The organism is Mycobacterium sp. 94-17 (assembly GCF_035617725.1).
GTDB lineage: Bacteria > Actinomycetota > Actinomycetes > Mycobacteriales > Mycobacteriaceae > Mycobacterium.
The window spans coordinates 160,125-185,493 of sequence record NZ_JAPIYN010000002.1 but is presented as its reverse complement, the minus strand read 5'-3'; the positions used below and the strand labels follow the sequence as shown (position 1 = coordinate 185,493).

At 66.7% G+C, this 25,369-nt stretch carries 31 protein-coding genes and 3 pseudogenes; 5 read left to right on the top strand and 29 right to left on the bottom strand.

Going from position 1 to position 25,369, the window contains the following annotated elements; translation table 11 throughout:
• Nucleotides 1-915, top strand: coding sequence for a class I SAM-dependent methyltransferase (locus OQ789_RS03780; RefSeq protein WP_324683613.1), 915 nt, complete (start codon nt 1-3; stop codon nt 913-915).
• Here the strand turns inward: OQ789_RS03780 and sppA are convergent.
• Nucleotides 912-2,696: a signal peptide peptidase SppA gene (gene sppA, locus OQ789_RS03775; protein ID WP_324683611.1), complete on the bottom strand. Its 1,785-nt coding sequence runs from the start codon at nt 2,694-2,696 to the stop codon at nt 912-914. The genes OQ789_RS03780 and sppA overlap by 4 nt on opposite strands.
• Nucleotides 2,697-2,734: 38 nt before the next feature.
• Here sppA and OQ789_RS03770 point away from each other — a divergent pair, with 38 nt between their 5' ends.
• The gene (locus tag OQ789_RS03770; protein WP_324683609.1) at nt 2,735-3,661 is read left to right on the top strand and encodes an LLM class flavin-dependent oxidoreductase; all 927 of its coding nucleotides are present in this window, start codon (nt 2,735-2,737) and stop codon (nt 3,659-3,661) included.
• Here OQ789_RS03770 and rplO read toward each other — a convergent pair whose 3' ends face one another.
• The 10 genes from rplO to rplN are packed head-to-tail and all read right to left on the bottom strand — an operon-like array spanning nt 3,662 to nt 7,871.
• Complete coding sequence (gene rplO, locus OQ789_RS03765) at nt 3,662-4,105, bottom strand: 50S ribosomal protein L15 (RefSeq protein WP_324683607.1); 444 nt, start codon at nt 4,103-4,105, stop codon at nt 3,662-3,664.
• The gene (rpmD, locus tag OQ789_RS03760) at nt 4,102-4,320 is read right to left on the bottom strand and encodes a 50S ribosomal protein L30 (protein WP_324683605.1); all 219 of its coding nucleotides are present in this window, start codon (nt 4,318-4,320) and stop codon (nt 4,102-4,104) included. The genes rplO and rpmD overlap by 4 nt, the downstream gene beginning before the upstream one ends.
• Nucleotides 4,317-5,003, bottom strand: coding sequence for a 30S ribosomal protein S5 (rpsE, locus tag OQ789_RS03755; protein WP_324683603.1), 687 nt, complete (start codon nt 5,001-5,003; stop codon nt 4,317-4,319). The genes rpmD and rpsE overlap by 4 nt, the downstream gene beginning before the upstream one ends.
• Before the next feature lie 37 nt (nt 5,004-5,040).
• A complete protein-coding gene (rplR, locus tag OQ789_RS03750) occupies nt 5,041-5,409 on the bottom strand; it encodes a 50S ribosomal protein L18 (protein WP_324683840.1) in 369 nt (122 codons plus the stop codon).
• 41 nt (nt 5,410-5,450) lie between these two features.
• Nucleotides 5,451-5,990, bottom strand: a complete 540-nt coding sequence (rplF, locus tag OQ789_RS03745) for a 50S ribosomal protein L6 (RefSeq protein ID WP_324683601.1) — start codon at nt 5,988-5,990, stop codon at nt 5,451-5,453.
• 23 nt (nt 5,991-6,013) lie between these two features.
• Nucleotides 6,014-6,412, bottom strand: a complete 399-nt coding sequence (rpsH, locus tag OQ789_RS03740) for a 30S ribosomal protein S8 (RefSeq protein ID WP_221044424.1) — start codon at nt 6,410-6,412, stop codon at nt 6,014-6,016.
• A 19-nt stretch (nt 6,413-6,431) separates the two neighbouring features.
• Nucleotides 6,432-6,617 carry a type Z 30S ribosomal protein S14 gene (locus OQ789_RS03735; protein WP_003873499.1) on the bottom strand — a complete coding sequence of 62 codons (186 nt, stop codon included), beginning with the start codon at nt 6,615-6,617 and terminating at the stop codon, nt 6,432-6,434.
• Nucleotides 6,618-6,621: 4 nt separating this feature from the next.
• On the bottom strand, nt 6,622-7,185 hold the full coding sequence (gene rplE, locus OQ789_RS03730; RefSeq protein ID WP_324683597.1) for a 50S ribosomal protein L5: 564 nt from the start codon (nt 7,183-7,185) through the stop codon (nt 6,622-6,624).
• Nucleotides 7,185-7,502 carry a 50S ribosomal protein L24 gene (rplX, locus tag OQ789_RS03725; protein ID WP_324683595.1) on the bottom strand — a complete coding sequence of 106 codons (318 nt, stop codon included), beginning with the start codon at nt 7,500-7,502 and terminating at the stop codon, nt 7,185-7,187. Before rplX ends, rplE begins: the two co-directional genes overlap by 1 nt.
• The gene (gene rplN / locus OQ789_RS03720; RefSeq protein ID WP_003403649.1) at nt 7,503-7,871 is read right to left on the bottom strand and encodes a 50S ribosomal protein L14; all 369 of its coding nucleotides are present in this window, start codon (nt 7,869-7,871) and stop codon (nt 7,503-7,505) included. It abuts the gene before it with no gap.
• Between the two features lie 328 nt (nt 7,872-8,199).
• Here rplN and OQ789_RS03715 point away from each other — a divergent pair.
• Nucleotides 8,200-9,509: pseudogene (locus OQ789_RS03715) on the top strand (adenylate/guanylate cyclase domain-containing protein).
• Between the two features lie 405 nt (nt 9,510-9,914).
• Nucleotides 9,915-11,228, top strand: a complete 1,314-nt coding sequence (locus tag OQ789_RS03705; protein ID WP_324683593.1) for an adenylate/guanylate cyclase domain-containing protein — start codon at nt 9,915-9,917, stop codon at nt 11,226-11,228.
• Between the two features lie 7 nt (nt 11,229-11,235).
• Here OQ789_RS03705 and OQ789_RS03700 read toward each other — a convergent pair.
• From OQ789_RS03700 to OQ789_RS03685, 4 genes and pseudogenes are all read right to left on the bottom strand, one after another.
• Nucleotides 11,236-11,415: pseudogene (locus OQ789_RS03700) on the bottom strand (HNH endonuclease); the annotation flags it as partial.
• Nucleotides 11,416-11,470: 55 nt separating this feature from the next.
• Nucleotides 11,471-12,418, bottom strand: coding sequence for a DUF4436 domain-containing protein (locus tag OQ789_RS03695; RefSeq protein WP_324683591.1), 948 nt, complete (start codon nt 12,416-12,418; stop codon nt 11,471-11,473).
• A gap of 254 nt (nt 12,419-12,672) precedes the next feature.
• Nucleotides 12,673-13,563, bottom strand: coding sequence for a formylglycine-generating enzyme family protein (locus OQ789_RS03690; RefSeq protein WP_324683590.1), 891 nt, complete (start codon nt 13,561-13,563; stop codon nt 12,673-12,675).
• 22 nt (nt 13,564-13,585) lie between these two features.
• A pseudogene (locus OQ789_RS03685) lies at nt 13,586-13,822 on the bottom strand (DUF4436 family protein); the annotation flags it as partial.
• 282 nt (nt 13,823-14,104) lie between these two features.
• Here OQ789_RS03685 and pstS point away from each other — a divergent pair.
• Nucleotides 14,105-15,232, top strand: coding sequence for a phosphate ABC transporter substrate-binding protein PstS (gene pstS, locus OQ789_RS03680; protein ID WP_420716029.1), 1,128 nt, complete (start codon nt 14,105-14,107; stop codon nt 15,230-15,232).
• Between the two features lie 6 nt (nt 15,233-15,238).
• On the opposite strand, the gene OQ789_RS03675 is transcribed toward pstS, so the two are convergent.
• The 14 genes from OQ789_RS03675 to OQ789_RS03610 all read right to left on the bottom strand — a co-directional run bounded on the left by OQ789_RS03675 (nt 15,239) and on the right by OQ789_RS03610 (nt 25,368).
• Nucleotides 15,239-16,165, bottom strand: a complete 927-nt coding sequence (locus OQ789_RS03675; protein ID WP_324683838.1) for a DUF4436 domain-containing protein — start codon at nt 16,163-16,165, stop codon at nt 15,239-15,241.
• A 127-nt stretch (nt 16,166-16,292) separates the two neighbouring features.
• Nucleotides 16,293-18,668, bottom strand: coding sequence for an arylsulfatase (locus OQ789_RS03670; RefSeq protein WP_324683588.1), 2,376 nt, complete (start codon nt 18,666-18,668; stop codon nt 16,293-16,295).
• Nucleotides 18,669-18,758: 90 nt separating this feature from the next.
• On the bottom strand, nt 18,759-19,115 hold the full coding sequence (rpsQ, locus tag OQ789_RS03665) for a 30S ribosomal protein S17 (protein ID WP_324683586.1): 357 nt from the start codon (nt 19,113-19,115) through the stop codon (nt 18,759-18,761).
• Nucleotides 19,115-19,348 (bottom strand): 50S ribosomal protein L29, encoded by a 234-nt coding sequence (gene rpmC, locus OQ789_RS03660; RefSeq protein ID WP_324683584.1) that lies wholly within the window; start codon nt 19,346-19,348, stop codon nt 19,115-19,117. Before rpmC ends, rpsQ begins: the two co-directional genes overlap by 1 nt.
• Complete coding sequence (gene rplP / locus OQ789_RS03655) at nt 19,348-19,764, bottom strand: 50S ribosomal protein L16 (protein ID WP_008260803.1); 417 nt, start codon at nt 19,762-19,764, stop codon at nt 19,348-19,350. Before rplP ends, rpmC begins: the two co-directional genes overlap by 1 nt.
• A gap of 3 nt (nt 19,765-19,767) precedes the next feature.
• Nucleotides 19,768-20,601, bottom strand: coding sequence for a 30S ribosomal protein S3 (gene rpsC, locus OQ789_RS03650; protein WP_324683582.1), 834 nt, complete (start codon nt 20,599-20,601; stop codon nt 19,768-19,770).
• Complete coding sequence (rplV, locus tag OQ789_RS03645; protein ID WP_324683581.1) at nt 20,601-21,152, bottom strand: 50S ribosomal protein L22; 552 nt, start codon at nt 21,150-21,152, stop codon at nt 20,601-20,603. The genes rpsC and rplV overlap by 1 nt, the downstream gene beginning before the upstream one ends.
• The gene (rpsS, locus tag OQ789_RS03640; protein WP_006245110.1) at nt 21,149-21,430 is read right to left on the bottom strand and encodes a 30S ribosomal protein S19; all 282 of its coding nucleotides are present in this window, start codon (nt 21,428-21,430) and stop codon (nt 21,149-21,151) included. Before rpsS ends, rplV begins: the two co-directional genes overlap by 4 nt.
• 9 nt (nt 21,431-21,439) lie before the next feature.
• A complete protein-coding gene (gene rplB / locus OQ789_RS03635) occupies nt 21,440-22,282 on the bottom strand; it encodes a 50S ribosomal protein L2 (RefSeq protein WP_007773586.1) in 843 nt (280 codons plus the stop codon).
• 27 nt (nt 22,283-22,309) lie between these two features.
• Entirely contained in the window at nt 22,310-22,612 is a 303-nt protein-coding gene (gene rplW / locus OQ789_RS03630) for a 50S ribosomal protein L23 (protein ID WP_324683578.1), read from the bottom strand.
• Nucleotides 22,613-23,281 carry a 50S ribosomal protein L4 gene (gene rplD / locus OQ789_RS03625; RefSeq protein WP_420716028.1) on the bottom strand — a complete coding sequence of 223 codons (669 nt, stop codon included), beginning with the start codon at nt 23,279-23,281 and terminating at the stop codon, nt 22,613-22,615. It lies immediately after the preceding gene.
• Entirely contained in the window at nt 23,281-23,934 is a 654-nt protein-coding gene (rplC, locus tag OQ789_RS03620) for a 50S ribosomal protein L3 (protein ID WP_324683575.1), read from the bottom strand. Before rplC ends, rplD begins: the two co-directional genes overlap by 1 nt.
• Before the next feature lie 14 nt (nt 23,935-23,948).
• A complete protein-coding gene (gene rpsJ / locus OQ789_RS03615; protein ID WP_003873519.1) occupies nt 23,949-24,254 on the bottom strand; it encodes a 30S ribosomal protein S10 in 306 nt (101 codons plus the stop codon).
• A 430-nt stretch (nt 24,255-24,684) separates the two neighbouring features.
• Complete coding sequence (locus tag OQ789_RS03610; RefSeq protein WP_324683573.1) at nt 24,685-25,368, bottom strand: helix-turn-helix domain-containing protein; 684 nt, start codon at nt 25,366-25,368, stop codon at nt 24,685-24,687.
• Nucleotide 25,369: the final 1 nt, after the last annotated feature.

The window sequence follows — 25,369 nt, the reverse complement described above, 5'->3', positions numbered from 1 at the left end:
GTGTCACGCACTCACGACGACGAGTGGGATCTGGCGTCCAGCGTCGGCGCGACCGCGACCATGGTCGCGGCCGGTCGCGCGATGGCGACCAAGGATCCCCGCGGTTTGATCGACGACCCGTACGCCGAGCCGCTGGTGCGCGCGGTCGGGGTGGAGTTCTTCACCAAGATGATGGACGGGGATCTCAATGTGGATGCGATCGAGAACGCCTCGGCGGTGCGCGTCCAGTCGATGGTCGACGGAATGGCCGTGCGCACCAACTACTTCGACGACTACTTCATCGCCGCCACAACCGGCGGGATCCGTCAGGTGGTGATTTTGGCCTCCGGGCTGGACGCGCGCGCCTACCGGCTGCCCTGGCCGGCGGGCACGATGGTCTACGAGATCGACCAGCCGCGGGTGATCGAGTTCAAGAGCTCCACCCTCGCCGATGTGGGTGCCGAGCCGACCGCGGTGCGGCGCACCATTCCGATCGACCTGCGCGCGGACTGGCCCGCGGCGCTGCGGGCGGCGGGATTCGACGCGGCGGCGCCGACGGCCTGGCTGGCCGAGGGCCTGCTGATCTATCTGCCGCCGGAGGCCCAGGACCGGCTGTTCGACAACATCACCGCGCTCAGTGCGCCGGGCAGCACCATCGCCACCGAATTCGTGCCCGGCATAGTGGATTTCGACGCGGATCGGGTACGCGAGATGTCGGGTTCATTCCGAGAGCACGGCGTCGACATCGACATGGCATCGCTGGTCTTCGCCGGCGAACGCAACCACGTGATGGACTACCTGTCCGGCATCGGATGGCACGCCGAGGGCGTGACCCGCACGGAGCTGTTCGAGCGCAACGGCATCGAGCCGCCCGCGCCGGAGCATGACGACCCGCTGGGCGAGATCGTCTTCATCAGCGCCAAGCTGACCGGCTAGAACTTGCAGGATCCCGGCCACAGCGCGCTGGTCCCGGTGTAGGACCGTTGCACGTTGTCCAGGATGCTTCCGATGGTGCTGCCCAGCAGCGCGCCCAGCGCGTCGGGCACCGACGCGGCGGCCGGTTGCGAGGAGGTCCGTGGCCGCAGCAGGTCCAGCAGCGAGCCGCCCGGGTAGTTCACGACGCGCACGTCGGCGTCTTCGTCAAGTCCGGCAAGGGATTTCGCTCGGCGCAGCGCGGTCCGGAAGCCGCCCAGCTCGTCGACCAAACCCCGCTCGCGCGCGTCGGCGCCGGTCCAGACCCGGCCCCGGGCGACGCGGTCGACGGCCTCGGTGGTCAGATTGCGGCCGTCGGCGACCCGCTTCACGAAGTCGGTGTACACCAGGTCGGCCTCGGCCTCCCGGTGGGCACGCTGCTCCGGGGTGAACGGCGTCTCCATCGACCAGGCGTCGGCATTGGCGTTGGTGCGCACGGTATCCAGGCCGACCCCCAGCCGCTCGAGCAGGTCGCGGATCACCAGCTTGCCGGTGATCACGCCGATGGAACCGGTGATGGTCGCGGGGCTGGCCACGATCAGGTCGGCGGCCGCCGCGACGTAGTAGCCGCCGGATGCGGCGACCCCACCCATCGACGCGACCAGCGGCTTACCGCGTTCGCGAGCCCTTTTCACCTCCCGCCACATCGTTTCCGATGCGGGCACCGAACCCCCGGGACTGTTGATCCGCAGCACGATCGCGGACACCGAGTCGTCCGCGGCGGCCGCCTGCAGCGCCGCGACGATGGTGTCGCTTCCCACGGTCGCGTCGCCGAACGGCAGGAACTGGGGTCCCCCACGCCCGTCGACGATCGTGCCGTCGATGTTGATGACGGCCACGGTAGGCTTGCGACGCCCCGGAACCGGGGGCACCGGCGCGCTCAGCCGGGGCCGGGCCGCACCCGCGTAGCGCGACAAGTACAGGCGCGGCGGCGCGTTCTCCTCGGAAACATCTCGCACGCCAACCAGTTCCGCCATGTGGTCATAGGCTTCGTCGCGGAACCCGACGCGGTCTATCAGGCCCGACGACAACGCGTCCTCACGCAACAGCGGGGCGCGGTCGGCCAGCGCGTCGAGCACGCCGGCGTCGAGGTTGCGCGATTGCGCCACCGCTTCCCACACCTGCTCCTGCACGCTCTCGAGCAACCGGGTGACGGCCTCGCGGTGGGCCTCGGTGAAGCCGTGCTCGGTGAAACGGTTTGCGGCCGACTTGTATTCGCCGCGCGCGACGATTTGGGCCTCGATCCCCACCTTGTCGAACGCCTCGCGCAGGAAGGTGGCGTTGCTGGCGAAGCCGATCAGTCCGACGCTTCCGGCTGGCTGCATCCACACCTCACCGAACGCCGAAGCCAGGTAGTAGGACTGCGTGCCCGGGTAGGTCTCGGCCCAGGCCAGTGACGGCTTGGCGGCGGTGAACGCGACGATGGCCTCGCGCAGTTCCTGCACCGCGGCCGCCGGCGCCGCGGGGAGTTGCACACGGGCGATCAGCCCGGCGACCCGCGGGTCCTCGGCCGCCCGGTAGATGGCTGCCACCGTGTCGCGCAGCGTCACCGGCCGGCTCGCCCCGCTGAGAATGGCCAGCGGGTCGAACCCTGACGTCTCCGGCGGCATGGAGCGCAGGTCCAGTTCCAGCAGGCAGGCGTTGGGCACGCCGTGGTGGCGGGCGGTGTCGACCCGTCCGGCCAGGGACCGGAGCTCGTCCGCCCCTTTTGACAAGCCGGGGATCGAAGGCAGGAAAGCGAACATTACTGCAGGCTACCGATCGGCGGCCGTACGGTGGTCGGGTGAGGTTCTCCATCGCGATCCCTCAGTTCGACTACGACACGTTCGACGCGGCCGGGCTGCGCGCTTTCCTGGCGCGGGCCGAGGAGCTCGGGTTCGAGGGCGGCTGGCTGCTCGAGCAGATCATCGGGCCCGCGCCTCTGCTGGCACCGTTGGAGCTGCTGGCGTATTGCGCGGCCTGCACCGAGCGGCTGCGCCTGGGCGTCGCGGTCCTGGTGACGTCGTTGCACGACCCGCTGCAGTTGGCCTCGGCCGCCACCGCCGTCGACCGGCTCAGCCACGGGCGTCTCGACCTGGGCGTCGCACCCGGGGGCGGTAGGCGCAAGTTCGCCGCCTTCGGCGTGGACAAGGACACCTTCATCGCGTATTTCACCGAGGGTCTGGAGCTGATGAAGGCGGCCTGGTCCGACGAGCCGAGGGTGACGTTTCACGGCCGATTCCGCGATGTCGACGACCTGCCCATCCAGCCCAAGCCGGTGCAGCGGCCGCATCCGCCGATCTGGTTCGGGGGCCTGGCGCCCAAGGCGCTGGCCCGCGCGGTGCGGCACGGCGACTCTTTTCTGGGCGCCGGTTCGTCGACCACCGAGGCGTTCGCCGGGGCCGTGGGCGTCGTGCGCCGCGAGCTCGACCAACAGCGGAAGGACCCCGCGACGTTCACCCTCGGCAAGCGGGTCTACCTGATGGTCGACGACGACGCCGCGCGGGCCCGGGACCGGGTGCTCGCCGGGCTCGAACGCATCTACGGGCACATGCCCGGCGTGCAGGACGTGCCGGTGGCCGGCACGCCCGGCGATGTGGTCCGCGGGCTGCGCGCGGTCATCGACGCCGGGGCGCAGATGGTGCTGCTGAATCCCGTCGGCGTCGACGCCGACGAGAACCGCGAACAGATGGAACGCCTGGCCGCAGAAGTGATTCCGCAGCTGAGTTGACTAGGACAGCTCGGTCGCCGAACCGCCCGCGGCGGTGATCTTCTCGCGGGCGCTGCCGCTGAACTTGTGCGCGGTCACCTCGACCTTGACCGTCAGCTTGCCGTCGCCGAGGACCTTGACCAGCGAGTTGCGGCGCACCGCACCTTTGGCCACCAGTTCCTCCACGCCGATCGAACCGCCCTGCGGGAAAAGCCGATTGAGGTCGCCGACGTTGACGATCTCGTATTCGGTGCGGAACCGGTTACGGAAACCCTTGAGCTTGGGCAGCCGCATGTGGATCGGCATCTGGCCACCCTCGAAGGTCGCCGGCACGTTCTTGCGTGCCTTGGTGCCCTTGGTACCGCGACCGGCGGTCTTGCCCTTGGAGCCCTCACCACGACCGACCCGGGTGCGGGCGGTCTTCGCCCCGCGGGCCGGCTTGAGGTCGTGCAGCTTGATCGTCATTTCTTGCCACCTCCGGTGCCCGTGGCCGTCGCCTCGGCCTGCTCCACCTCGACGAGGTGGCTGACCACCGCGATCAGGCCGCGGGTCTGTGGGTTGTCCTCACGGACCACCGACTGACGAATCTTTCGCAGCCCCAGGGTGCGCAGGGACTCGCGCTGCTTCCAGCGGGCCCCGATGGTGCTGCGTACCTGGGTGATCTTCAGTTGACTACTCATGGCTGCGCCCCGGAAGCCTGGGCCTCGCGGGCCGCCGCCGCGCTGGCCAGCGCGTCACTTTCGCGGCGCGCCTTGAGCATTCCGGCCGGCGCGACGTCCTCGATGGGCAGGCCGCGGCGCGCGGCCACCTCCTCGGGACGCTGCAGCAGCTTGAGCGCCGCGACGGTCGCGTGCACCACGTTGATCGCGTTGTCGCTACCCAGCGACTTGGCCAGGATGTCGTGCACGCCTGCGCATTCCAGCACCGCGCGTGCGGCGCCACCGGCGATCACACCGGTACCGGGGCTGGCCGGACGCAACAGCACCACGCCGGCGGCCGCCTCACCCTGCACCGGGTGGGTGATGGTTCCCCGGATCAGCGGTACCCGGAAGAAGCCCTTGCGGGCCTCCTCGACGCCCTTGGCGATGGCCGCGGGAACTTCCTTGGCCTTGCCGTAGCCGACACCGACCATGCCGTTGCCGTCGCCGACGATCACCAACGCGGTGAAGCTGAATCGCCGACCGCCCTTGACCACCTTGGAGACACGGTTGATCACGACAACGCGTTCCAGGTAATTGCTCTTGTCGCCGTCGCGGTCGCGGCCACCGCGACCGCCACCGTCGCGCCGACCGCGGCTGTCGCGGTCGCCGCGCGAGTCACGGCTGTCGCCGGCGCCTTGCCCGCCGACCGGCTGCTGCGCCATCATGCGGTCCTTCCAATCGTGTTCAGGCTCTTCGTCATCAGAAATGCAATCCGTTCTCGCGTGCGGCATCGGCGAGCGCCGCGATCCGTCCGCCGTAGGTGTATCCGCCGCGGTCGAAGACCACGCTGTCGATGCCGGCGGCCTTGGCACGCTCGGCGATCAGCTGGCCCACCCGCACGCTGCGGGTCTTCTTGTCGCCCTGCAGGCCGCGCACGTCGTCCTCGATCGATGACGCGGCGGCCAGCGTGGTCCCGTTCTCGTCGTTGACCAGCTGCACGTGAATGTGCCGCGCGGAGCGGTTGATCACCAGTCGCGGACGCTGGGGGGTGCCGGCGATCTTCTTGCGCAGCCGCGCGTGCCTGCGCACCCGAGAGACGCGCCGAGTCGCGGAAACGCTCTGCCCCAACGGCTTTCGCGCGGCAGTACCAGCTTGTGTTTGCGCCATGATCACTTACCTGTCTTTCCGACCTTGCGGCGGATCTGTTCACCCTCGTAGCGCACGCCCTTGCCCTTGTACGGGTCGGGGCGGCGCAGACGGCGGATGTTCGCCGAGATCTGGCCGACCTTCTGCTTGTCGATCCCGGTGATGGAGAACTTCGTCGGCGACTGGACGGCGAACGTGATGCCGTCCGGCGCCTCGATCACCACGGGGTGGCTGTAGCCCAGCGCGAACTCGAGGTTGGCACCCTTGAGCTGCACCCGATAACCGACGCCGAAGATCTCCATCTTGGTGGTGTACCCCTGCGTCACGCCGGTGACCAGGTTGGACACCAGGGTGCGCGACAGTCCGTGCAGCGAGCGGTTGCGCCGCTCGTCGTTCGGGCGGGCGACCACGATCGCGCCGTCGTCGTTGCGCGACACGGTGATCGGCTCTGCCACCGTCAGATCCAGGACGCCCTTGGGCCCCTTCACCGACACGTTCTGGCCGTCGATCGTCACGTCGACCCCGGACGGAATCGGAACCGGCTGCTTACCAATGCGAGACATAGTCTTTCGTTACCTCCCCGCCCTTACCAGACGTACGCGAGGACTTCGCCGCCCACGCCCTGTCGGGCCGCCTGGCGATCGGTCAGCAGGCCCGAGGAGGTGGAGATGATCGCCACACCCAGGCCACCGAGCACGCGCGGCAGATTGGTGGATTTCGCGTACACCCGCAGACCGGGCTTGGACACGCGGCGCAGGCCGGCGATGCTGCGCTCCCGGCTGGGCCCGTACTTGAGCTGGACGATCAGCGACTTGCCGACCCGAGCATCCTCGGTCCGGTAATCGGTGATGTAGCCCTCGCTCTTGAGGATCTGGGCGATGTTTGCCTTCAGCTTCGAGTGCGGCAACATCACCTCGTCGTGATACGCCGAATTGGCGTTGCGCAGACGTGTCAAGAAGTCCGCGATCGGGTCAGTCATCGTCATAGTTCAGTCCTACGTCCCGTCACCAGCTGCTCTTCTGCACGCCGGGCAGTTCGCCCGCGTGCGCCATCTCGCGCAGGCAGATCCGGCACAGGCCGAATTTGCGGAAGACCGCGCGGGGGCGGCCGCACTTGTTGCAACGGGTGTAGCCGCGCACCGCGAACTTCGGCTTGCGTGCGGCCTTGTTGACCAGTGCCTTCTTTGCCATGTACTCAGTTCTCCTTGAAGGGAAAGCCGAGGGCCCGCAACAGCGCTCGTCCTTCGTCGTCATTCGTCGCCGAGGTGACGACGTTGATGTCCATGCCGCGGACCCGGTCGATCTTGTCCACGTCGATCTCGTGGAACACCGACTGCTCGGCGAGCCCGAAGGTGTAGTTGCCGACACCGTCGAACTGCTTGGGCGACAGCCCGCGGAAGTCGCGGATACGGGGCAGCGCGATCGAGGTGAGGCGGTCCAGGAACTCCCACATCCGGTCCCCGCGCAGGGTGACCCGAGCACCGATCGGCATGCCCTCACGCAGTTTGAACTGCGCGATGGATTTGCGTGCGCGACGGATCTCGGGGCGTTGTCCGGTGATCAGGCCCAAGTCGTTGACCGCGCCGTTGATCAGCTTCGCGTCCCGCGCCGCATCGCCGACGCCCATGTTGACGACGACCTTGGTCACCGTCGGGATCTGCATGACGTTGCCGTAGCCGAACTGCTGCTGCAGCGAATCACGAATCTCGCTGCGGTAGCGCTCTTTCAGGCGCGGCTGAACTTTTTCTGCAGTACTCATCAGATGTCCTTGCCGTTGCGCTTGGAGATACGAACCCGCTTGCCGGTCTCCTCGTCGAGCCGGTAACCGACGCGCGCGGGCTTACCGTCCGAGTCGACGACCATCACGTTGGAGACGTGGATGGGGGCTTCCTGGGTGACGATCCCACCCGACTGCGCACCGCGCTGGTTGGTCGAAACCGCGGTGTGCTTCTTGATCCGGTTGACGCCCTCGACCAGCACCCGGTCGCGTTCCGGGTAGGCCTGCAGCACCTTGCCTTTGGCGCCCTTGTCCTTGCCGGCGATGACCAGGACGGTGTCACCCTTGCGGACCTTCATTTACAAAACCTCCGGGGCGAGCGAGATGATCTTCATGAACCGCTTCTCGCGCAGTTCGCGGCCCACCGGCCCGAAGATGCGCGTCCCGCGCGGGTCGTTGTCGGGCTTGATGATCACCGCGGCGTTCTCGTCGAACTTGATGTAGCTGCCGTCGGGACGCCGGCGCTCCTTGACCGTGCGCACCACGACGGCCTTGACGACATCCCCGCGCTTGACGTTGCCGCCGGGGATGGCGTCCTTGACGGTGGCAACGATGACATCACCGATGCCGGCGTAGCGTCGCGACGAACCGCCGAGCACGCGGATGCACAAGATCTCCTTGGCGCCGGTGTTGTCGGCGACCTTCAGCCGCGATTCCTGCTGAATCACTCGATCTCCTGACCTGGTTGCGTGTGCACGGCAGGAAAATCCACCTGGGTGAGCATTCGGTGGGCATGGCCCACCAAAAAACCTGACGTGCGCGGTCTTTGTCACCGAAGGGCACGCAGGGCCGATTCGCACCGGCCGAGGTCTGCCCAAGGCAACCCCTAGAGTCTAGGGGACGACCAGCTCAGAGCCAAATTCTGAGCGAAGGCGATCGAGACGAGGAAACGTCTTCCTCAAATGACGGCATCAAATCGCCGAAGCACTCTCCATTGCACGCCCTTGAACTGCGAAAACGTCTGCTGACCCGCCCGCCTAGAACTAGACTTCCGCAATGTTCTCGGAGACGCGCTACGCGATGAACGGGGACTTGCGCGTCGCGTACCGTGCGTCGCCCCTGGCGCTCGCGACATCGTGTTCGTCCCCAACTGGTTCTTCTGCTGCGAGGCTCTTCCCGAGCTAGCGTCCCTTCAGGGCTGGGTCGACGCAATGACATCGCTCGGTCGGCTCATCTTTCTCGACCAACCTGGCACGGGAGTATCCGATCCCGTCACCCCGGGAGCAATGCCAACCTTGGAGCAATGGTCGGACAGCATCACCGCAGTCTTGGACGATCTAGGAAGTCGCGAAGCGGTGCTCCTGGCGACCAACGCCGCGTCTGCGACAGCGGCGCTATTCGCAGCAACACATCCGTCCCGCACCGCCGCACTCGTCGTGCTCGACGGCTATGCACATCTTGTGCGCACCGATGATTTCGACCAGGAAAAATTCATCGCCTGGGTGGTCGCCACTTGGGGCACGGGGGAGTTTGAACATGCGACAAATCCGGACATGCCATGGAACGAGGAGGTCCGAGCGATGTGGGCGCGACATGATCGCCTGGCTGCCAGCCCAGGGACCGTTGATGCCATGATGCCGCTGGCGCAAATGGACGTGCGGGCACTCCTTCCGACAGTCCGCGTACCAACCCTCGTCGTCCAGCACACTGACGACCCGTTCATCACGCCCTCGATGGGAGGGTACGTCGCTGATCGCATACCGGATGCGAAATACGTTGAGCTACCAGGACGCAACATGTACCACTTCGTCGAGCCGTGGCGCGAGTCCTTCCAAGAGATAGCCTAGTTTCTGACCGGCGAGCAGGCCGAAGTTGCCGACGACCGTGTCCTGGCCACGGTGCTGTTCACCGACATTGTGGACTCGACGCGCCGGGCCGCCGCGATGGGCGACCGCGACTGGCACGCGCTGCTCGATGCGCACGACGCCATCGTGCGCGTGCAACTCAACCGCTTTCGAGGCCGCGAGGTGAACACCTCAGGCGATGGCTTCCTTGCGATGTTCGACGGCCCGCAGCGAGCGATCCGCTGCGCCATGGCGATCCGCGACGCCGTGCAGGCGCTCGGCATCGAAGTGCGCGCCGGGTTGCACACCGGCGAGTGCGAAATCCGCGGCGACGACATCGGTGGGATCGGCGTGCACATCGGCGCGCGCGTGAGCGCGCTGGCCGGGCCGAACGATGTACTGGTGTCCAGCACGCTCCGCGACTTGGTGATTGGGTCAGGACTCGAGTTCGATGAGCGCGGCGCGCACGAGCTCAAGGGCGTGCCCGGCGAGTGGCGCGTGTTCGCCATCGCCTCTGCATAAACCGTTGTCCGCCAATCAGAATGGCGGTGGATCATCGTCGCCGTCGGCCGGTGGGGCGGGACCGAAATAGGCGGCCTCACGTTCCCGACCTTTCGCTTGCCGCGCTTGGTGGTTTTGCCTGCGTTCGGTGGCGACGCGCGCGGCCCGGTTTTGGGCGCGGGTGCGCGTGCGTCGGGGCATCATGGCGGTGCGATCGCCGCAGTAGTCCTGGGGGAGGCCGGTTTCAGGGGCGGGCGGGGCACCGGTGCCGCGGCACAGGCTAGGGAACAGTAGCGCGCTCCCCGGGGTGGTGACGTAGGTGTGCTGGTCGGGCAGTGTCCAGATGACCGTGCCGTCGACTCGTTGGCGATCAGCCAAGCGGCCTGACTCCGGTAACCTTCGCGTTCCTCGGCTTACACTTCGGCAATGTTCTCCGAGACGCGCTACGCGCTGAACGGTGACTTGCGCGTCGCCTACCGCGCCTCGCCCCCTGGCCCTCGCGATATTGTGTTCGTCCCGAACTGGTTCACGTGCTGCGAGCTCCTTCCGGAGCTACCGTCCCTACAAGGGTGGGTCGAAGCGATGTCATCGCTCGGTCGATTGATCTTCTTCGATCAGCCGGGCACCGGAGCGTCCGATCCCGTCACGTTGGGTGCGCTGCCGACACTGGAGCAGTGGGCCGACAGCATCACGGCGGTGCTCGATGATCTCGGAACTCGTGAAGCTGTTCTCATCGCTATCGACGGCGCGTTGGCGACAGGGGCGTTGTTCGCGGCGACACATCCGTCCCGGACGACCGCACTAATTGTGCTGGAGGGCTACGCGAGCTTCGAGACGCGACCCGAAGGGCGCGACGAGGAAGTGGTCAATGCAATGGCTGCCATGTGGGGGACCGGGGAGTTGCAACATCTGATCAATCCAGACATGCCTTGGAACGAAGAGATTCGGGCAACCTGGGCGCGAATGGAACGGCTTGCGGCGAGTCCACGGACCCTTGCGCTCATGATGCCTCTAACGGCGGAAATGGATGTGCGGGCAGTACTTCCGACGGTCCGCGTGCCCACCCTGGTCGTTCAGCACGCCGACGACCCGACCATCCCGCCTGCGATGGGCAAGTACAACGCAGATCACATAGCGGGTGCGAAGTACGTTGAGTTGCCGGGTCGCAACATGTTTCACTTCGTTGAGCCGTGGCGCGACTCGTTTCAGGAGATTGCCGAGTTTCTCACTGGCGAGCAGGCCGACGTGGCCGATGATCGGGTTCTTGCCACGGTGCTGTTCACCGACATTGTGGACTCGACGCGCCGCGCCGCCGAGATGGGCGACCGTGACTGGCGTGCGCTGCTCGACGCGCACGACGCGGTCGTGCGCGTGCAACTCAATCGCTTTAGAGGCCGCGAGGTGAATACGTCGGGCGACGGCTTCCTCGCGATGTTCGACGGCCCGCAGCGAGCGATCCGCTGCGCCATGGCGATCCGCGATGCGGTGCAGGTCCTCGGCATTGAGGTGCGCGCCGGGTTGCACACCGGTGAGTGCGAGGTTCGCGGCGACGACATCGGTGGGATCGGCGTGCACATCGGTGCGCGGGTGAGCGCACTGGCGGGGCCTAATGATGTGCTCGTGTCAAGCACGCTGCGCGACCTGGTGATCGGGTCAGGAATCGAGTTCGAGGATCGCGGCACGCATGACCTCAAGGGTGTGCCGGGTGAGTGGCGTTTGTTCGCCGTCGCTTCCTCTTAGCGATGGCCCCTGCTGGGGTGCGTCTTCCACAAATGCCCGTGCCATCGGGAAGCTGCCGGTCGCGCCAGCCCCAGAACGCCTTCATCAGATGATGAAGACGGCACAGCGCCTTCAGGTTCGACGCGTGCGTAGCGCCGCCCTCGGCATACGGGATCGTATGGTCGAGGTCGCATTCGGTGGCCTCCCGCGAGGCATACCACTACTCGAACATGTGTTCGATTATGCCAGCGGCCTACATCAATTCAGTCGCCCTGCCGCATCCACGCGACGATGTACAAACTCATCGCCGTCACCAGTGCGATAAGTACCCACTGCACGATCGCCTGATCGATCCACGAGCCGGGCGGCGGTGCCCCCGGCAGGATGTTGCGCAGCGGAACGATCGCGAACAGGTTCGCGGCGTACCAGGTGGCGAAGGGCGGCAGGAACTTGCGTCTGCCCAGCGCCATCGGAATGGCGACCAGCAGCGCCAGGGTGGGCAGGCTGATCAGCACCAGGCAGATCCCGAGGTCGAAGATCAGCGGACCCTTGGCCCGCTTCAGCGTGATCACCACGTTGCCGTTGTCGGTCGCGCGCGAGGTGGGCAGCGCACTCGGGTCGTGCACGCGGTTGACGCTGACCTGCCACCCGTCCAGTGCGCCGGTCACTTCGACGCGGGCTGGCACCTTCCTTCGGTTGTCGCCGGCGCCCACGAAAGCGTCGGCCGCGATCGGCTCGGTCTGGTAGGAGTCGAACGGCCAGTTGCCGGGATCGCCGTGCGCCTCGATGGTGGTGCTGAGTTGGGCCGGCGCCTTGCCCTTCGGGTATTGCAGATCGCCCAGATCGCTTGTGGGGTATAGGCGCACCGCGACATCGTTCGCCAGCACGTCAAAACGGTTGTCGTACTGGTTAACTCCGGGATACGCGAGCACCTCGACGGAGAGACGATTCGCGACCGGCTTCAGCTCTTCGAGCCGCAGCTGCACGATCGTGGCGTCGCCGCCGCCTTGACTCAGGTCGAGTGGGGGCAGCGGGCCCTCTGACCGTTGCAGAAAGTGCACGCCGAAAAGCGACAGGACGTAGACGATGATGACGGCCGCGAGAATGCACACGCCGATCGCGATCCGCGGCGCCTCACGCTTCTTCTTCGTGGGCGGCACCGGAGCCGATCGGTCCGCCGGCGCGACCGGGCTCGGGGCCTCGGTGGTCATCGGCTGCCGTCGCGAGCAATCGTGTGGCGACCGTGTCGCGACGCTTGCTGGCACCGGGTCGGCACTGCTGGCGAAGTCGGGCCGGAGCAGGGTGGCACGTCGTCAGATGTTAGCGAATGACGGGGCCGGATGCGCGGCGAAATCCCCTGTCCAGAAACATAACAGGCGCCAGACGCCCACCGGACATGCCCCGTTAGACTTCACCGGTCGGCACGCCCCGCGATCGGCCGGCCTACGCGCTGCGACAGCTTTTGCTAGCCCGGTCGTGGGTCCGCCACGCAGCGAAACCCGATGTGCGTCGTCGCGGAGTCCTGTGATTGCGGCGATCGGGCCGCCGGACGGTAGCGGTGGCAGTACTCCGGCGCGCACAGGTGGCTGCCGCCCTTCAACGTCTGGTTGACGGACGGATCGGCGGGACCCGACGGGGTACAGCAGGACTTGGGCGGCTGGTCGAGCCGGTGATGCGCGGCGAACTCGGTGGCCGTCCACTCCCACACATTGCCGATCATGTCGACGAGCCCAAATGCGTTGGGAGCGAACGTGCCAACCGGCGACGTTCCCACCCAGCCGGACGCCCCGTCGTTGCGGTACGGGAAGCTGCCCTGCCACGTGTTGGCCATCAGCCGGCCATCGCTGGTGGCCTCGTCGCCCCACGAGTACGTCGTTGTCGACCCGCCCCGGGCCGCGTACTCCCACTCCGCCTCGGTGGGCAGCCGCCGCCCGGCCCAGCGCGCATAGGCAATCGCGTCCGGATACGCCACCTGCACCACTGGATGATCGCCGCGGTCCGCCACATCGCTGTCAGGCCCGAACGGGTGGCGCCAGCTCGCCCCCGGCACCCACTGCCACCACTGTCGCCAGTCGCGCAGATCGACCGGCCCTGGCGTGGGCCGGAAAACCATTGCGCCCGGGCTCAATTCGCTGGGGTTCGCCCCCGGGTACAGCGCCGGGTCGATCGGCTGCTCGGCCACCGTCACGTAACCGGTGGTGTCGACGAATTCGGCGAATTGCGCGTTGGTCACCGGATGCCGCTCCACCGCAATCCGAGCCACCGTCACAGTGTGAATCGGCGCCTCTTCGGGGTAGAAGCTAGTCGAGCCCATGCGGAAGGACCCGCCCGGGAGGTCGACCAGTTCGCTGCGCACCCCATCAGGGTATGACGGGCCCCTAGTCGGATTGTCTGTACCACGTGAGCATGTACAGAGCCATCGCCGCGACGAGCGCGATCAACACCCAGAGCACCAGGACCTGGTCGATCCACGCCCCTGGCGGTGGCGCACCCGGAAGGAAGTTACGGATAGGGATGACGGCGAACAGCATCGCGGCGAACCACGTCACGAATGGCGGCACAAATTTTCTGCGCCCCAAGGCAATTTGGATGGCCACGGCAAGAGCCAGGGCAGGCGCTTGGTGGGTCATCGGTCAACACCTCCGTGGGCATGTCGAACACTCGAGAACGGATGCTAGCGAACTCCTGGTCGTCACGGAGGTTCTTAAAGAATTGATCATGTTTAGGTGATTCTCACCCGTGGGCCCAGCGCCGCCCGGCGGCCCAGCGAAACCATTTCGGAGGCTCGGTGAAAGCACGCCCAGCCAACCGCGCAAACGTCCGAGCGTGCGCCGCTTGGCGCACCCGTTCATCCGCAGTTTGTTTGCCTGTTAAGCCAGTGGCGGTAGATGTCGGGTGTGAAGCGCAATCGTTCGGCACGGGCCACCGCCGCTTTGGCGGCCGCCGCCATGTTGGTCTCGGCATGCAGCGACGCGTCCGCGAGCCTGCCGTATACGGCCGGGGCCAAGGTCGACTGCGGCGGCAAGCAAAACCTGACGGCCAGCGGCTCGACCGCGCAAGCCAACGCGATGACCCGGTTCATCGACGCCTATGTCACGGCCTGCACCGGGCAAACCTTGAAGTACACCGCCAACGGGTCGGGCAACGGTATCGCCGACTTCCTCGCCGGCAGAACGGATTTCGCCGGATCGGACATACCGCTGTCGGGTGACCAATACGCCACCGCCAGAAATCGGTGCGGCGGTGCCGACGCCTGGAACCTGCCGGTGGTGTTCGGCCCACTGGCCATCACCTACAACCTGTCCGCCGTCGACTCCTTGGTGCTCGACGCGCCCACGCTGGCCAAGATCTTCAACGGCACCATCACGCGATGGGACGACCCGGCCCTGGCCTTGCTCAACGCCTCCATGCCGCCCGAGGACATCCACGTCATCTACCGCAGCGACGGCTCGGGCACCACCGATAACTTCCAGGCCTATCTGCAGTCCGCCTCCGGCGGAGCGTGGGGCAAGGGTGCGGGCAAGACCTTCAACGGCGGTGTGGGTAGCGGCGCCGTCGGCAACACCGGCATCGCGGCCGCCGTGAAGAGCACCGAGGGAGCGATCGGTTACAACGAGTTGTCGTTCGCGCTCCAGCAAGGGCTGTTCGCCGCCGAGATCAAGACGCCGGCCAGTCCCAGGTCGTTGCGCCCCGTCCGGATCGGCACCGACACGGTCGGCAAGACCATCAAGGGCGCCAGGATCATCGGTGCCGGCAACGATCTGGTGCTCGACCTGTCGTCGTTCTACAACCCCGCCCAGCCCGACGTCTACCCGATCGTGTTGGCGACTTACGAGATCGTCTGCTCCAAGTACCCCACATTTGACATGGCGAACGCGGTCAAGGCTTTTCTTCAGGCGGCCATCGGACCCGGTCAGGTCGAACTGGCCAGGAACGGCGACATTCCGTTGTCGCCCGACTTTCAGGCCAGGGTTTCCAGCGCCGTCGACGCGATCAGCTCGGTGGACGCCCCGAAATCCGAATGAGCGAATTCAGGTGCGGGTAGGCGTTTTTCGATCGCGTTGTCGCCACCAGCCGACCAGGAACAGCGTCAGCGCGGTGACCAGCCCGATCAACACCCACAGCACGATGGCCTGGTCGACCCACGAGCCGTACGGCGGGCTGCCCGGCAGGATGTTGCGCAGCGGGACAATCGCGAAAAGCATTGCGGCGTACCACGTGGTCAGCGGCGGCAGGAACGACGTCCTGCCCAGCGCCACGGGAATGGCGACCCACAACGCCAGGACCGGCAGCGAGATCAGGACCAGGCAGATACCGACGTCGAAGATCAGCTGCCCCTTGGCCCGGTGCAGCGTAATCACCAAGTCATCCTTGAGATCTGGGTTGTTCTCGTCGGCGTCGTGGACGCGGGTTACGGTGGCGTCCCACCCGTCCAGGCTCCCGGTTGCCTCGACCCGGGCCGCCGTCTTCTCCTTGTTGGCGCCGGACCCGGTGAACACGTCGGCGGAGATGACCCCGGTTCGGTACGTATCGAACGGCCAGTTCGCGGGATCGCCGTGCGCCTCGATGGTGGTGCTGACCTGTGCGGGCGCTTTTCCAACCGGGTATTGCAGATCACCCAGGTCGTTGTCGGGATACAGCCGCACCGCCGCGTCGCTCGTCAACACGCCGAAGTTCTTGTCGTACAACGTGTCTTTGGGGTAGACGAGCACATTCACCGTCAACCGGTTTGCGACGGTGTCCAGCTTCTCGAGTCGGACCTGCACGACGCTGTCCTCGGCCTCGACCTTGCTCAGGTCCACCGCGGGCAACGGGGGCGCCGACTTGGCCAACAGGTGCACGGCGATCAGCGACAGCACGTAGATGACGATGAGGGAGGCGACGATCCCGAACGCGATCGCGAGCTGGCGTCCTCGCGCACCGGTCTGCGCCGGAGGTGCCGGCGGCCCGGCGGTCATTGAGGCATCACGCAGCGTGATGCTAGCAGCGCGGTTCACACATTTCAGCGAATAACGATCACGATTTCATCCGCCCGCCGGTTGGCCGAGCCGATGGCGGAATCGGCACCTTTCGTCGGGCGGCGGGTCAATCCCGCGAAAAGGCAAGCGCGATCTCGGTTTCCACTTCCACGTAGGGACGACCGGACAGGTCGATGGTGACGTGGGTGATGGTGCCGCCGGTGAACACGAACGGCGCCTTGTAGCGGCTGGAGACGCCCGACCCGCCGTTGCGACCGACCGTGATACCGGCACCCGCCAGGCCGAACGTACCGGGGTGGGTGATCACCCCGGTCAGCGTGCCGACCACCTTGTCGTCGATGAACAGCGTGACGTCGCCCAGCGGCGTGTGGCTGTTCTCGACCGTCCCAGTGCGGGAATAGCTGGCGCCGAACAGATGTCTGCCCAGCGGTACGGCGTCGGACGAGGCCACCTCCTGCTGGCGCTCGCCGAGGAAGTTGTACACGTAATGCAGGCGGCCGTCCTGGATGAACAGAACATGTCCACCATGCGCGCCGCCCTGTTTGAACAGCACACCCTCGGCGCCGGTGGTGTCGACGGTCACCTCGGCCAGCACCGAGAACGACCTGCCCCGGATTTCGGCGGCCGCACCGATGCCCACGTCGGCGCAGTCGGGATAGTAGATGTAGCTGTTGCGGTCGCTAACCAGATAGGGACGCGTCCGCGTCAGGGTCTCCAGCAGGTTGAGATCCGACAGCGGCAGGCCGTTGTACTTGGCCGCCTCCGAAAACCACAGCGCCTTGAGTTCTTCGAGTTTGTCCGGGTTTTCGGCGGCCAGGTCGTGGCACTGGCTGCGGTCGGCTTCGATGTGGAACAGTTCCCAGCGGTCGGCGTCGAAATGCGACCAGCCGGCCGGCGTGGCCGCGTGCACGGTGTTGGCGAACCAGCCCCGATGCCAGATGCCGCGGGTCCCCAGCATGGTGTAGAACTGGGTGCTCTTCTGGGTCTCGGCGCCCGGATCATCAAGGGCCGCCTTGAAGCTCACACCGTCCAGCGGCTTCTGGGCGATACCCTTCACGGTTTCCGGCGGCGTCATGCCCAGCAGGTCGTAGACGGTCGGGGTGATGTCGCAGACGTTGACGTAGTTGTCGCGGACTTCCCCGTGTGCGGCAATTCCGTTGGGCCACGAGATGATTGCGGTGTCGGCGATGCCGCCCTCATGGGAGGCGTAGCGCTTGTACAGCTTGTAGGGCGTGTTGAACGCCATCGCCCACCCGATCGGGTAATGGTTGTAGGTCTCGGGGCCGCCGAGGTGTTCGAACAGCTTCATGCTCTCCTCGACGGTGTCGATGTAGCCGTTGAAGAACTTGCCCTCGTTGACCGATCCGTTCGGGCCGCCCTCGCCGCTGGCGCCGTTGTCGGAGATCACCACGACGATGGTGTCGTCCAGCTGGCCCGATTCCTCGAGATAGTCCAGAATTCGGCCGATCTGGGCGTCGGTGTAGCTCAGGAACCCGGCGAACACTTCGGCCATCCGGGAGAACAGCCTCTTCTCTTCGTCGCTCAGCGAATCCCAGGGCCGCACCGTGTCCTGCAGCGGCCACGGCTCACCGCCCGGCCCCTTCACGTCGAGATACGGGTTGACCGGTGATAATTCGGTGTCGGACGGCACGATACCCAGCGACTTCTGCCGCTCCAGCACCACCTCGCGGTAGCGCTCGTAGCCCATGTCGAACTTGCCGGCGTAGCGGTCCGCCCATTCTTTGAACACGTGGTGCGGCGCGTGCCCGGCGCCCGGACAGACGTAGGAGAACCAAGGCTTCTCGGGCGCAATCACTTTCGCGTCGCGGATGAATTCGATCGCTTTGTCCGCGAGGTCTTTGGAGAGGTGGTAGCCGTCCTCCGGGGTGGCCGGCGGAGCCACCGGGTGGTTGTCGTAGACGAGGTCCGGATACCACTGATCGGTCTCGCCGCCCATGAACCCGTAGAACCGTTCGAAGCCGCGCGAGGTCGGCCAGTGCCGCCTCGTCGCGGCGAGGTTCGATTCCTCGAGGGGCGTCAGGTGCCACTTGCCCACGCAGTAGGTGTTGTATCCCCGTTCGGCGAGAACCTCGGAGAGCAACCCGGTTTCGAACGGGATGCGGCCGTTGGAGTTGGGGAAACCCTCGGTGAACTCCTCGATGGTGGCCATGCCGACGGTCGTGGCGTTGCGGCCGGTGAGCAGCGACGCCCGGGTCGGCGAGCACAGCGCCGTGGTGTGGAATTGCGAGAGCCGGATGCCGCGCTGCGCGATGCGCGACATGGCGGGCATCTCGACCAGGCCGCCGAAGCAGTCCCAGGTCGCGATGCCGGTGTCGTCCCACACCAGGTACAGGACGTTGGGCGCGTTCTCGGGCGCGGTCGGCGCGGCGTAGGGCCCCCAGTCCGGTTCGGAATCCCGGATGTCGAGCTCGATCTTGCCGCTGAACCGCGGCTCCCCGCTCTGCCCCGACCCAGCGACCATCGTCAGCCTCACTCTCGTAGCGGACTTGCCGAACGTGCGTGAAGACTACACCCGGGGCCCGGGCGTGGTGGTGCTGCTACCGCGAGGGGTTTACTTCGCCTTTTCCAGGATTTCGACGAGCCGCCAACGCTTGGTCGCCGACGTCGGGCGGGTCTCCATCAGCGAGACGCGGTCGCCGATGCCGGCGGTGCTGTTCTCGTCGTGCGCCTTGACCTTGGTGGTGGTCCGGATGATCTTGCCGTACAGCGGGTGACGCACGCGGTCTTCGAGCTCGACCACGATGGTCTTCTGCATCTTGTCGCTCACCACGTAGCCGATGCGCACCTTGCGGCGGCCCCGCACCTTCGGGTTGGCCGGAGTGTGCTTGGGGCCTTTGGCATTACCGTCTTTCGACACGGCTTCTTTTGCGGCGGCCTTCTTCGGGGCGGCCTTCTTGGCTTCTGCCATCACGATTCCTTACCGTCGGGCCCGCTGGCCAAGCCCAGTTCTCGTTCGCGCAGCACGGTGTAGACGCGCGCGATCTCCTGACGCACCGTGCGGAGCCGGCGGTTGTTGGTGAGCTGTCCGGTCGCCATCTGGAAACGCAGATTGAAAAGCTCTTCCTTGGATTCGCGCAAGCGCTCCGTCAGCTCATCCTCGGTGAGCTCACGCAGTTCGCCAGGCGAGGTTCCGACTGCCATCAGAACTGATCCTCTCGAGTCACGATGCGTGCCTTGATCGGCAGCTTGTGGATTGCGCGGGTCAGCGCCGCCCGAGCGATCTGCTCGTTGGGGTAGCTGAGTTCGAACAGCACCCGGCCCGGCTTTACGTTGACGACCCACCACTCCGGCGAACCCTTACCCGAACCCATCCGGGTTTCGGCGGGCTTCTTGGTCAGCGGCCGGTCGGGGAAGACGTTGATCCACACCTTGCCGCCACGCTTGATGTGCCGGTTGATGGCGATACGAGCGGACTCGATCTGCCGGTTGGTGACGTAGGCGTGCTCCAGAGCCTGGATGCCGTAGTCACCGAAGTTCACCGCCGTGCCGCCACTGGCGATGCCGCGCTGGCGGGGGTGGTGCTGCTTGCGGTGTTTAACCCTGCGGGGGATCAACATGATTCAGCTCTCCGTGCTTGGTGGTTCTGCAGCGGGTGCGGACTGCGCCGCGGCTCCGGCGCCCTCGTCGGCGCTCGCGGCCGCGCGGCCGGCCTCGGTGCCGGTGGCCGTGGTGCCCGACGCGCCACTGCGACGCGGACGGGTGCCCGACGGACGTTCACGGCGCGAGCGCTCGGCGCCCGCCGGGGCGGCGGCCAATTCGCGCTTGCCACCGACGATGTCGCCCTTGTAGATCCACACCTTCACGCCGATCCGGCCGAAGGTGGTCTTGGCCTCGTACAGCCCGTAGTCGATGTCGGCGCGCAGCGTGTGCAGCGGCACCCGGCCCTCGCGGTAGAACTCCGAACGGCTCATCTCGGCGCCGCCGAGACGTCCCGAGCACTGCACCCGGATGCCCTTGACGTTGGGCTGGCGCATCGCCGACTGGATGGCCTTGCGCATCGCCCGGCGGAAAGCCACGCGGTTGCTCAGCTGCTCGGCGACGCCCTGGGCCACCAATTGTGCCTGCGATTCCGGGTTTCGGACCTCGAGAATGTTGAGCTGCACCTGCTTGCCGGTCAGCTTCTCCAGGTCGGCGCGGATCCGGTCGGCCTCGGTGCCGCGACGGCCGATCACGATGCCCGGGCGCGCGGTGTGGATGTCCACGCGGACCCGGTCACGGGTCCGCTCGATCTCCACGTCGGCGATGCCGGCCCGCTCCAGGCCGGTCGAGAGCAGCCGCCGGATCGCGACGTCTTCCTTGACGTAGTCCGCGTACTGCTTGTCGGCGTACCAGCGTGACTTCCAGTCGGTGGTGATGCCCAGCCGGAAGCCGTGCGGATTGATCTTCTGGCCCACTAGTCTGAGCCTCCCTTCGCGTCAGAGGTCTCAGACGTCTTGGCAGGTGCTTTCTTGGCCGCAGAAGGAGAAGCCTTCTGGGCGGGCGCCTTCTTGGCGGCGGTCTTCTTCGCGGGCGCCTTGTTGGCGGGTGCTTTCGCGGCGGCCTTGCTGCCCTCGGCACGACGCGCGCGCGACGACTTCGCCTGCTGGTCCTTGCCCGGACGGCTCTCCACCACGACCGTGATGTGGCTGGTGCGCTTGCGAATCCGGAACGCGCGGCCCTGGGCGCGCGGGCGGATGCGCTTGGCGGTGGGGCCCTCGTCGGCGTAGACGGTGGCCACCACCAGGGTCGTCGGGTCGAGCCCGTTGTTGTTCTGCGCGTTGGCCGCGGCGCTGGCGATCACCTTGGCCACCGGCTCGCTGGCGGCCTGCGGCGCCCAGCGCAAGATGTCGAGCGCGTCGGCCACCGATCGCCCGCGCACCAGGTCGATCACCCGGCGCGCCTTTCTCGGCGACACCCGCACGAAACGTGCTTTGGCCACCGCCGATGGGAATTCCGTTGTGGTCATCGCCGTTTGGCCTTCCGGTCGTCCTTGATGTGTCCCTTGAAGGTGCGGGTGGGCGCGAATTCACCAAGTTTGTGGCCGACCATCGACTCGGTGACGAACACCGGGACGTGCTTGCGTCCGTCGTGGACGGCGAAGGTGTGGCCGATGAAGTCAGGAATGATCGTCGAACGCCGCGACCATGTCTTGATCACCTGTTTGGTGTTCTTCTCGTTCTGCACGTCGACCTTCTTCAGCAGATGGTCGTCGACGAACGGGCCCTTCTTCAGGCTGCGTGGCATGTGCTACTCCTACCGGCCGTGCTTCTTGCCGGTGCGCCGGCGTCGGACAATGAGCTTGTTACTGGCCTTGTTCGGGTGGCGGGTGCGGCCCTCGGGCTTGCCCCACGGGCTCACCGGGTGACGACCGCCGGAGGTCTTACCCTCACCACCACCGTGCGGGTGGTCCACCGGGTTCATGACCACACCCCGCACCGAGGGACGCTTGCCCTTCCAGCGCATCCGGCCGGCCTTGCCCCAGTTGATGTTGGCCTGCTCGGCGTTACCGACCTCGCCGACCGTGGCGCGGCAGCGCACGTCGACGCGGCGGATCTCACCGCTGGGCATGCGCAGCGACGCGTAGGTGCCCTCTTTACCGAGCAGCTGGATGCTCGATCCGGCCGACCGCGCCAGCTTGGCGCCACCGCCCGGTCGCAGCTCCACGGCGTGGATCACGGTACCGGCCGGGATGTTGCGCAACGGCAGGTTGTTGCCCGGCTTGATGTCGGCGTTCGGACCGCACTCCACCACGTCGCCCTGCGAGAGTCCCTGCGGCGCAATGATGTAACGCTTCTCGCCGTCCAGGAAGTGCAGCAACGCGATGTTGGCGGTCCGGTTGGGGTCGTATTCGATGTGGGCGACCTTGGCGTTCACGCCGTCTTTGTCGTTGCGGCGGAAGTCGATCACCCGGTACGCGCGCTTGTGGCCACCACCCTTGTGGCGGGTGGTGATGCGGCCGTGTGCGTTTCGCCCGCCGTGGCCGTGCAGCGGACGCACCAGCGACTTCTCCGGGGTGGAACGAGTGACCTCGGAGAAGTCGGACACGCTCGAACCGCGACGGCCGGGGCTCGTCGGCTTGTACTTACGAATTGCCATGTCTAATCAGGTTTCCTCTCGCGGCGGCTAGGCCGGTGCCCCGAACAGATCGATCGGCTTACTACCCGGCGCCAGCGTGACGATGGCCCGCTTGGTGCTCTTGCGCTGGCCGAATCCGGTCCTGGTGCGCTTGCGCTTACCTTGCCGGTTCGCGGTGTTCACCGACGCGACCTTGACGGAGAAGATCTTCTCGACAGCGATCTTGATCTGCGTCTTGTTCGAATCGGGGTGCACCACAAACGTGTACACGTTGTCGTCGAGCAGCGAATAGGACTTCTCCGAGATGACCGGGCCCAGGATGATGTCGCGGGGGTCAGTGATGGTTGCCATCTACGCCGAAACCTCCTCGGACTTGGCCGTGTTGGCCGCGATGTAGGCGTTCAGCGCCTCAACGCTGAACACCACGTCGTCGGAGCGCAGCACGTCGTAGGTGTTGAGCTGGTCGGGCGCCAGGACGTGCACGCCCGGCAGGTTGCGCACGCTCTTGGCACCGGCCTCGTCGCTGCGGCCGATCACGACCAGAACCTGCTTGCGGTCGGTCAGCGTGCCCAAAAACGCCCTGGCGTTCTTGGTCGACGGCGTCTGGCCCGAGACCACTTCGGTGATCGCGTGGATGCGGCCGTTGCGCGCCCGGTCGGACAGTGCGCCGCGCAACGCCGCGGCGATCATCTTCTTGGGCGTGCGCTGGCTGTAGTCGCGGGGCTTCGGGCCGTGCACGACACCACCGCCGGTGAACTGCGGGGCCCGCGTCGAACCCTGTCGGGCCCGGCCGGTTCCCTTCTGCCGGTACGGCTTACGGCCGCCACCGCTGACGTCGCCGCGGGTCTTGGTCGAGTGCGTGCCCTGCCGCGCCGCCGCCCGCTGCGCCGTGACCACCTGGTGCATCAGCGCGATATTGGCCGGGGCGTCGAACAATTCGGCCGGCAGCTCGACCGAGCCATCGACCTTACCGGCCGGCGTCTTGACGTCGATCTTGAGCGTCTTGGAGCTTTCTGCCATCACTTCTCACCTCGTTTGACAGCGCTGCGGACCACGACGAGCCCGCCGGTGCGGCCGGGGACCGCACCCTTGATCAGCAGCACGCCGTTCTCGGCATCGACCTTGTGCACCACCAGGTTTTGCACGGTCACCCGATCGCTACCCATCCGGCCCGACATGCGGGTGCCCTTGAACACGCGGGACGGGGTGGCGCAGCCGCCGATGGAACCCGGACGGCGGTGCACCGCCTGCGCGCCGTGGCTGGCGCCCTGGCCGCGGAAGCCGTGGCGCTTCATGGTGCCCGCGAAACCCTTGCCCTTGGAGGTGCCGGTGACGTCGACGTAGGCGCCGTCGGCGAAGATCTCCGCCGTCAGCTCCTGGCCGACTTCGTAGTCCGCCGCGGCGGCCTCGTCGTCCAACCGGAGCTCGGCCAGGTGCCGGCGCGGGTTCACGCCCGCGGCGGCGTACTGACCGGTCACCGGCTTGTTGACCTTGCGGGGACTGATCTCGCCGTAGGCCAGCTGCACGGCGCTGTAGCCGTCGCGCTCGGGGGTACGGATCCGGGTCACCACGTTCGGGCCGGCCTTGACGACCGTCACCGGCACGACCCTGTTGTTCTCGTCGAACACCTGCGTCATGCCCAGCTTGGTGCCCAGAATGCCTTGTCTCGCCATTTGTTCTGGATCTCCTACTGGATGTTGACGTCGACACTGGCCGGAAGGTCGATGCGCATCAGCGCGTCGACGGTCTTCGGCGTCGGGTCGAGGATGTCGATCAACCGCTTGTGGGTGCGCATCTCGAAGTGCTCGCGCGAGTCCTTGTACTTGTGCGGCGAGCGGATGACGCAATACACGTTCTTCTCAGTCGGCAGCGGCACCGGACCTACCACGCTGGCACCCGTACGGACGACGGTCTCGACGATCTTGCGCGCCGACGCGTCAATAGCCTCATGGTCGTAGGCCTTAAGCCTGATGCGGATCTTCTGTCCCGCCACGCTTCTCCTACCTTCACTCCTGTATGAAGCCCGCAATCGGGCTTGTCTCCGTGTCCCAGTGCTCCCGGCGTGCGGGTCGGCCCGCCCAACTCTGGGCCGGTCGCGCGTTGCGCCGGATATCGCGCCGCTGTTTACCTGTCGTGGTCCACCGACCCCCGCGGTCGGGCGTGTCACCCTCACGCAGCCTCATCCGCGATCGAAATTCGTCGCTCTCAAAGGATGGGACCGGACGCGCCCGTTTGGACGCTGGTCGTATGCCCGACCAGGCGCAAACCCGGCTCAAGGCAACCTGAACAGTATGCCTCAGATCGTCGCCCGCGCAAAATTCGGCCGCGATCTGCGGCCGTCTCCGCGGCGCCCGACGCCAGGGAACTGGCCGCGGGCGGTAAACGCGCTGGTCAGCGGGCCGATGACGGTCATCGTCGGCTCCCTAGGCCCCCGCCGATTCGATGTCCGCGATGCCGGTCCTGCCGCATTGCACATGTAAGAAGCCGTCGACGGCCGCCAGCGCGCATTGGTAGTAGTCGAAATCGGGCAGCGTGGACAGGCGGCCCAGCACCAGCGGGCCGATGAGCAGGGCGATCGCCCGCGACCGGTCCACCTCCCCCAGTTCAGCGGCCTCCGGGCTGTCGAAGATGGCGTCGAAGGGCTCGGCGTACTGCTGGGCGATGCGCTCACGCAGGGTGGTGATGGCCACGCTGTCGGCGTTGAGGCTGTTCCGGGGCGCGGGCAGGCCCTCGAGATCGCGGCCCAGCGCGAGCCAGGACATGGCGGTCATCAGGGTGGGCGCCTGGGCGACGGATTCGGCCTGGGCCAGCACCACCGCGACCAGACGATCGCGCAGTGAACCCTCGGCCGGCGGTGTGGGCGATGCCGGAATCAGGCTGTTGAAAGCCGCTGCCAGTAGGTCGTTTCCGCTCGGGAAGTGGCGATACAGGGTGGCCCTGGCGACGTTGGCGGTGCGGGTCACGGCGTCGACGGTCACCGCGCTGGGACCCCCGGCGCGCAACAGGGTGACGGCGGCTTCCAGCAGCCTGGCCCGCGACCTCGCGGGTCGCGGATCGGACGTCCCGTCGCTGATTGCGACCCACCTCCTGTTTGAAAACGAGACCATC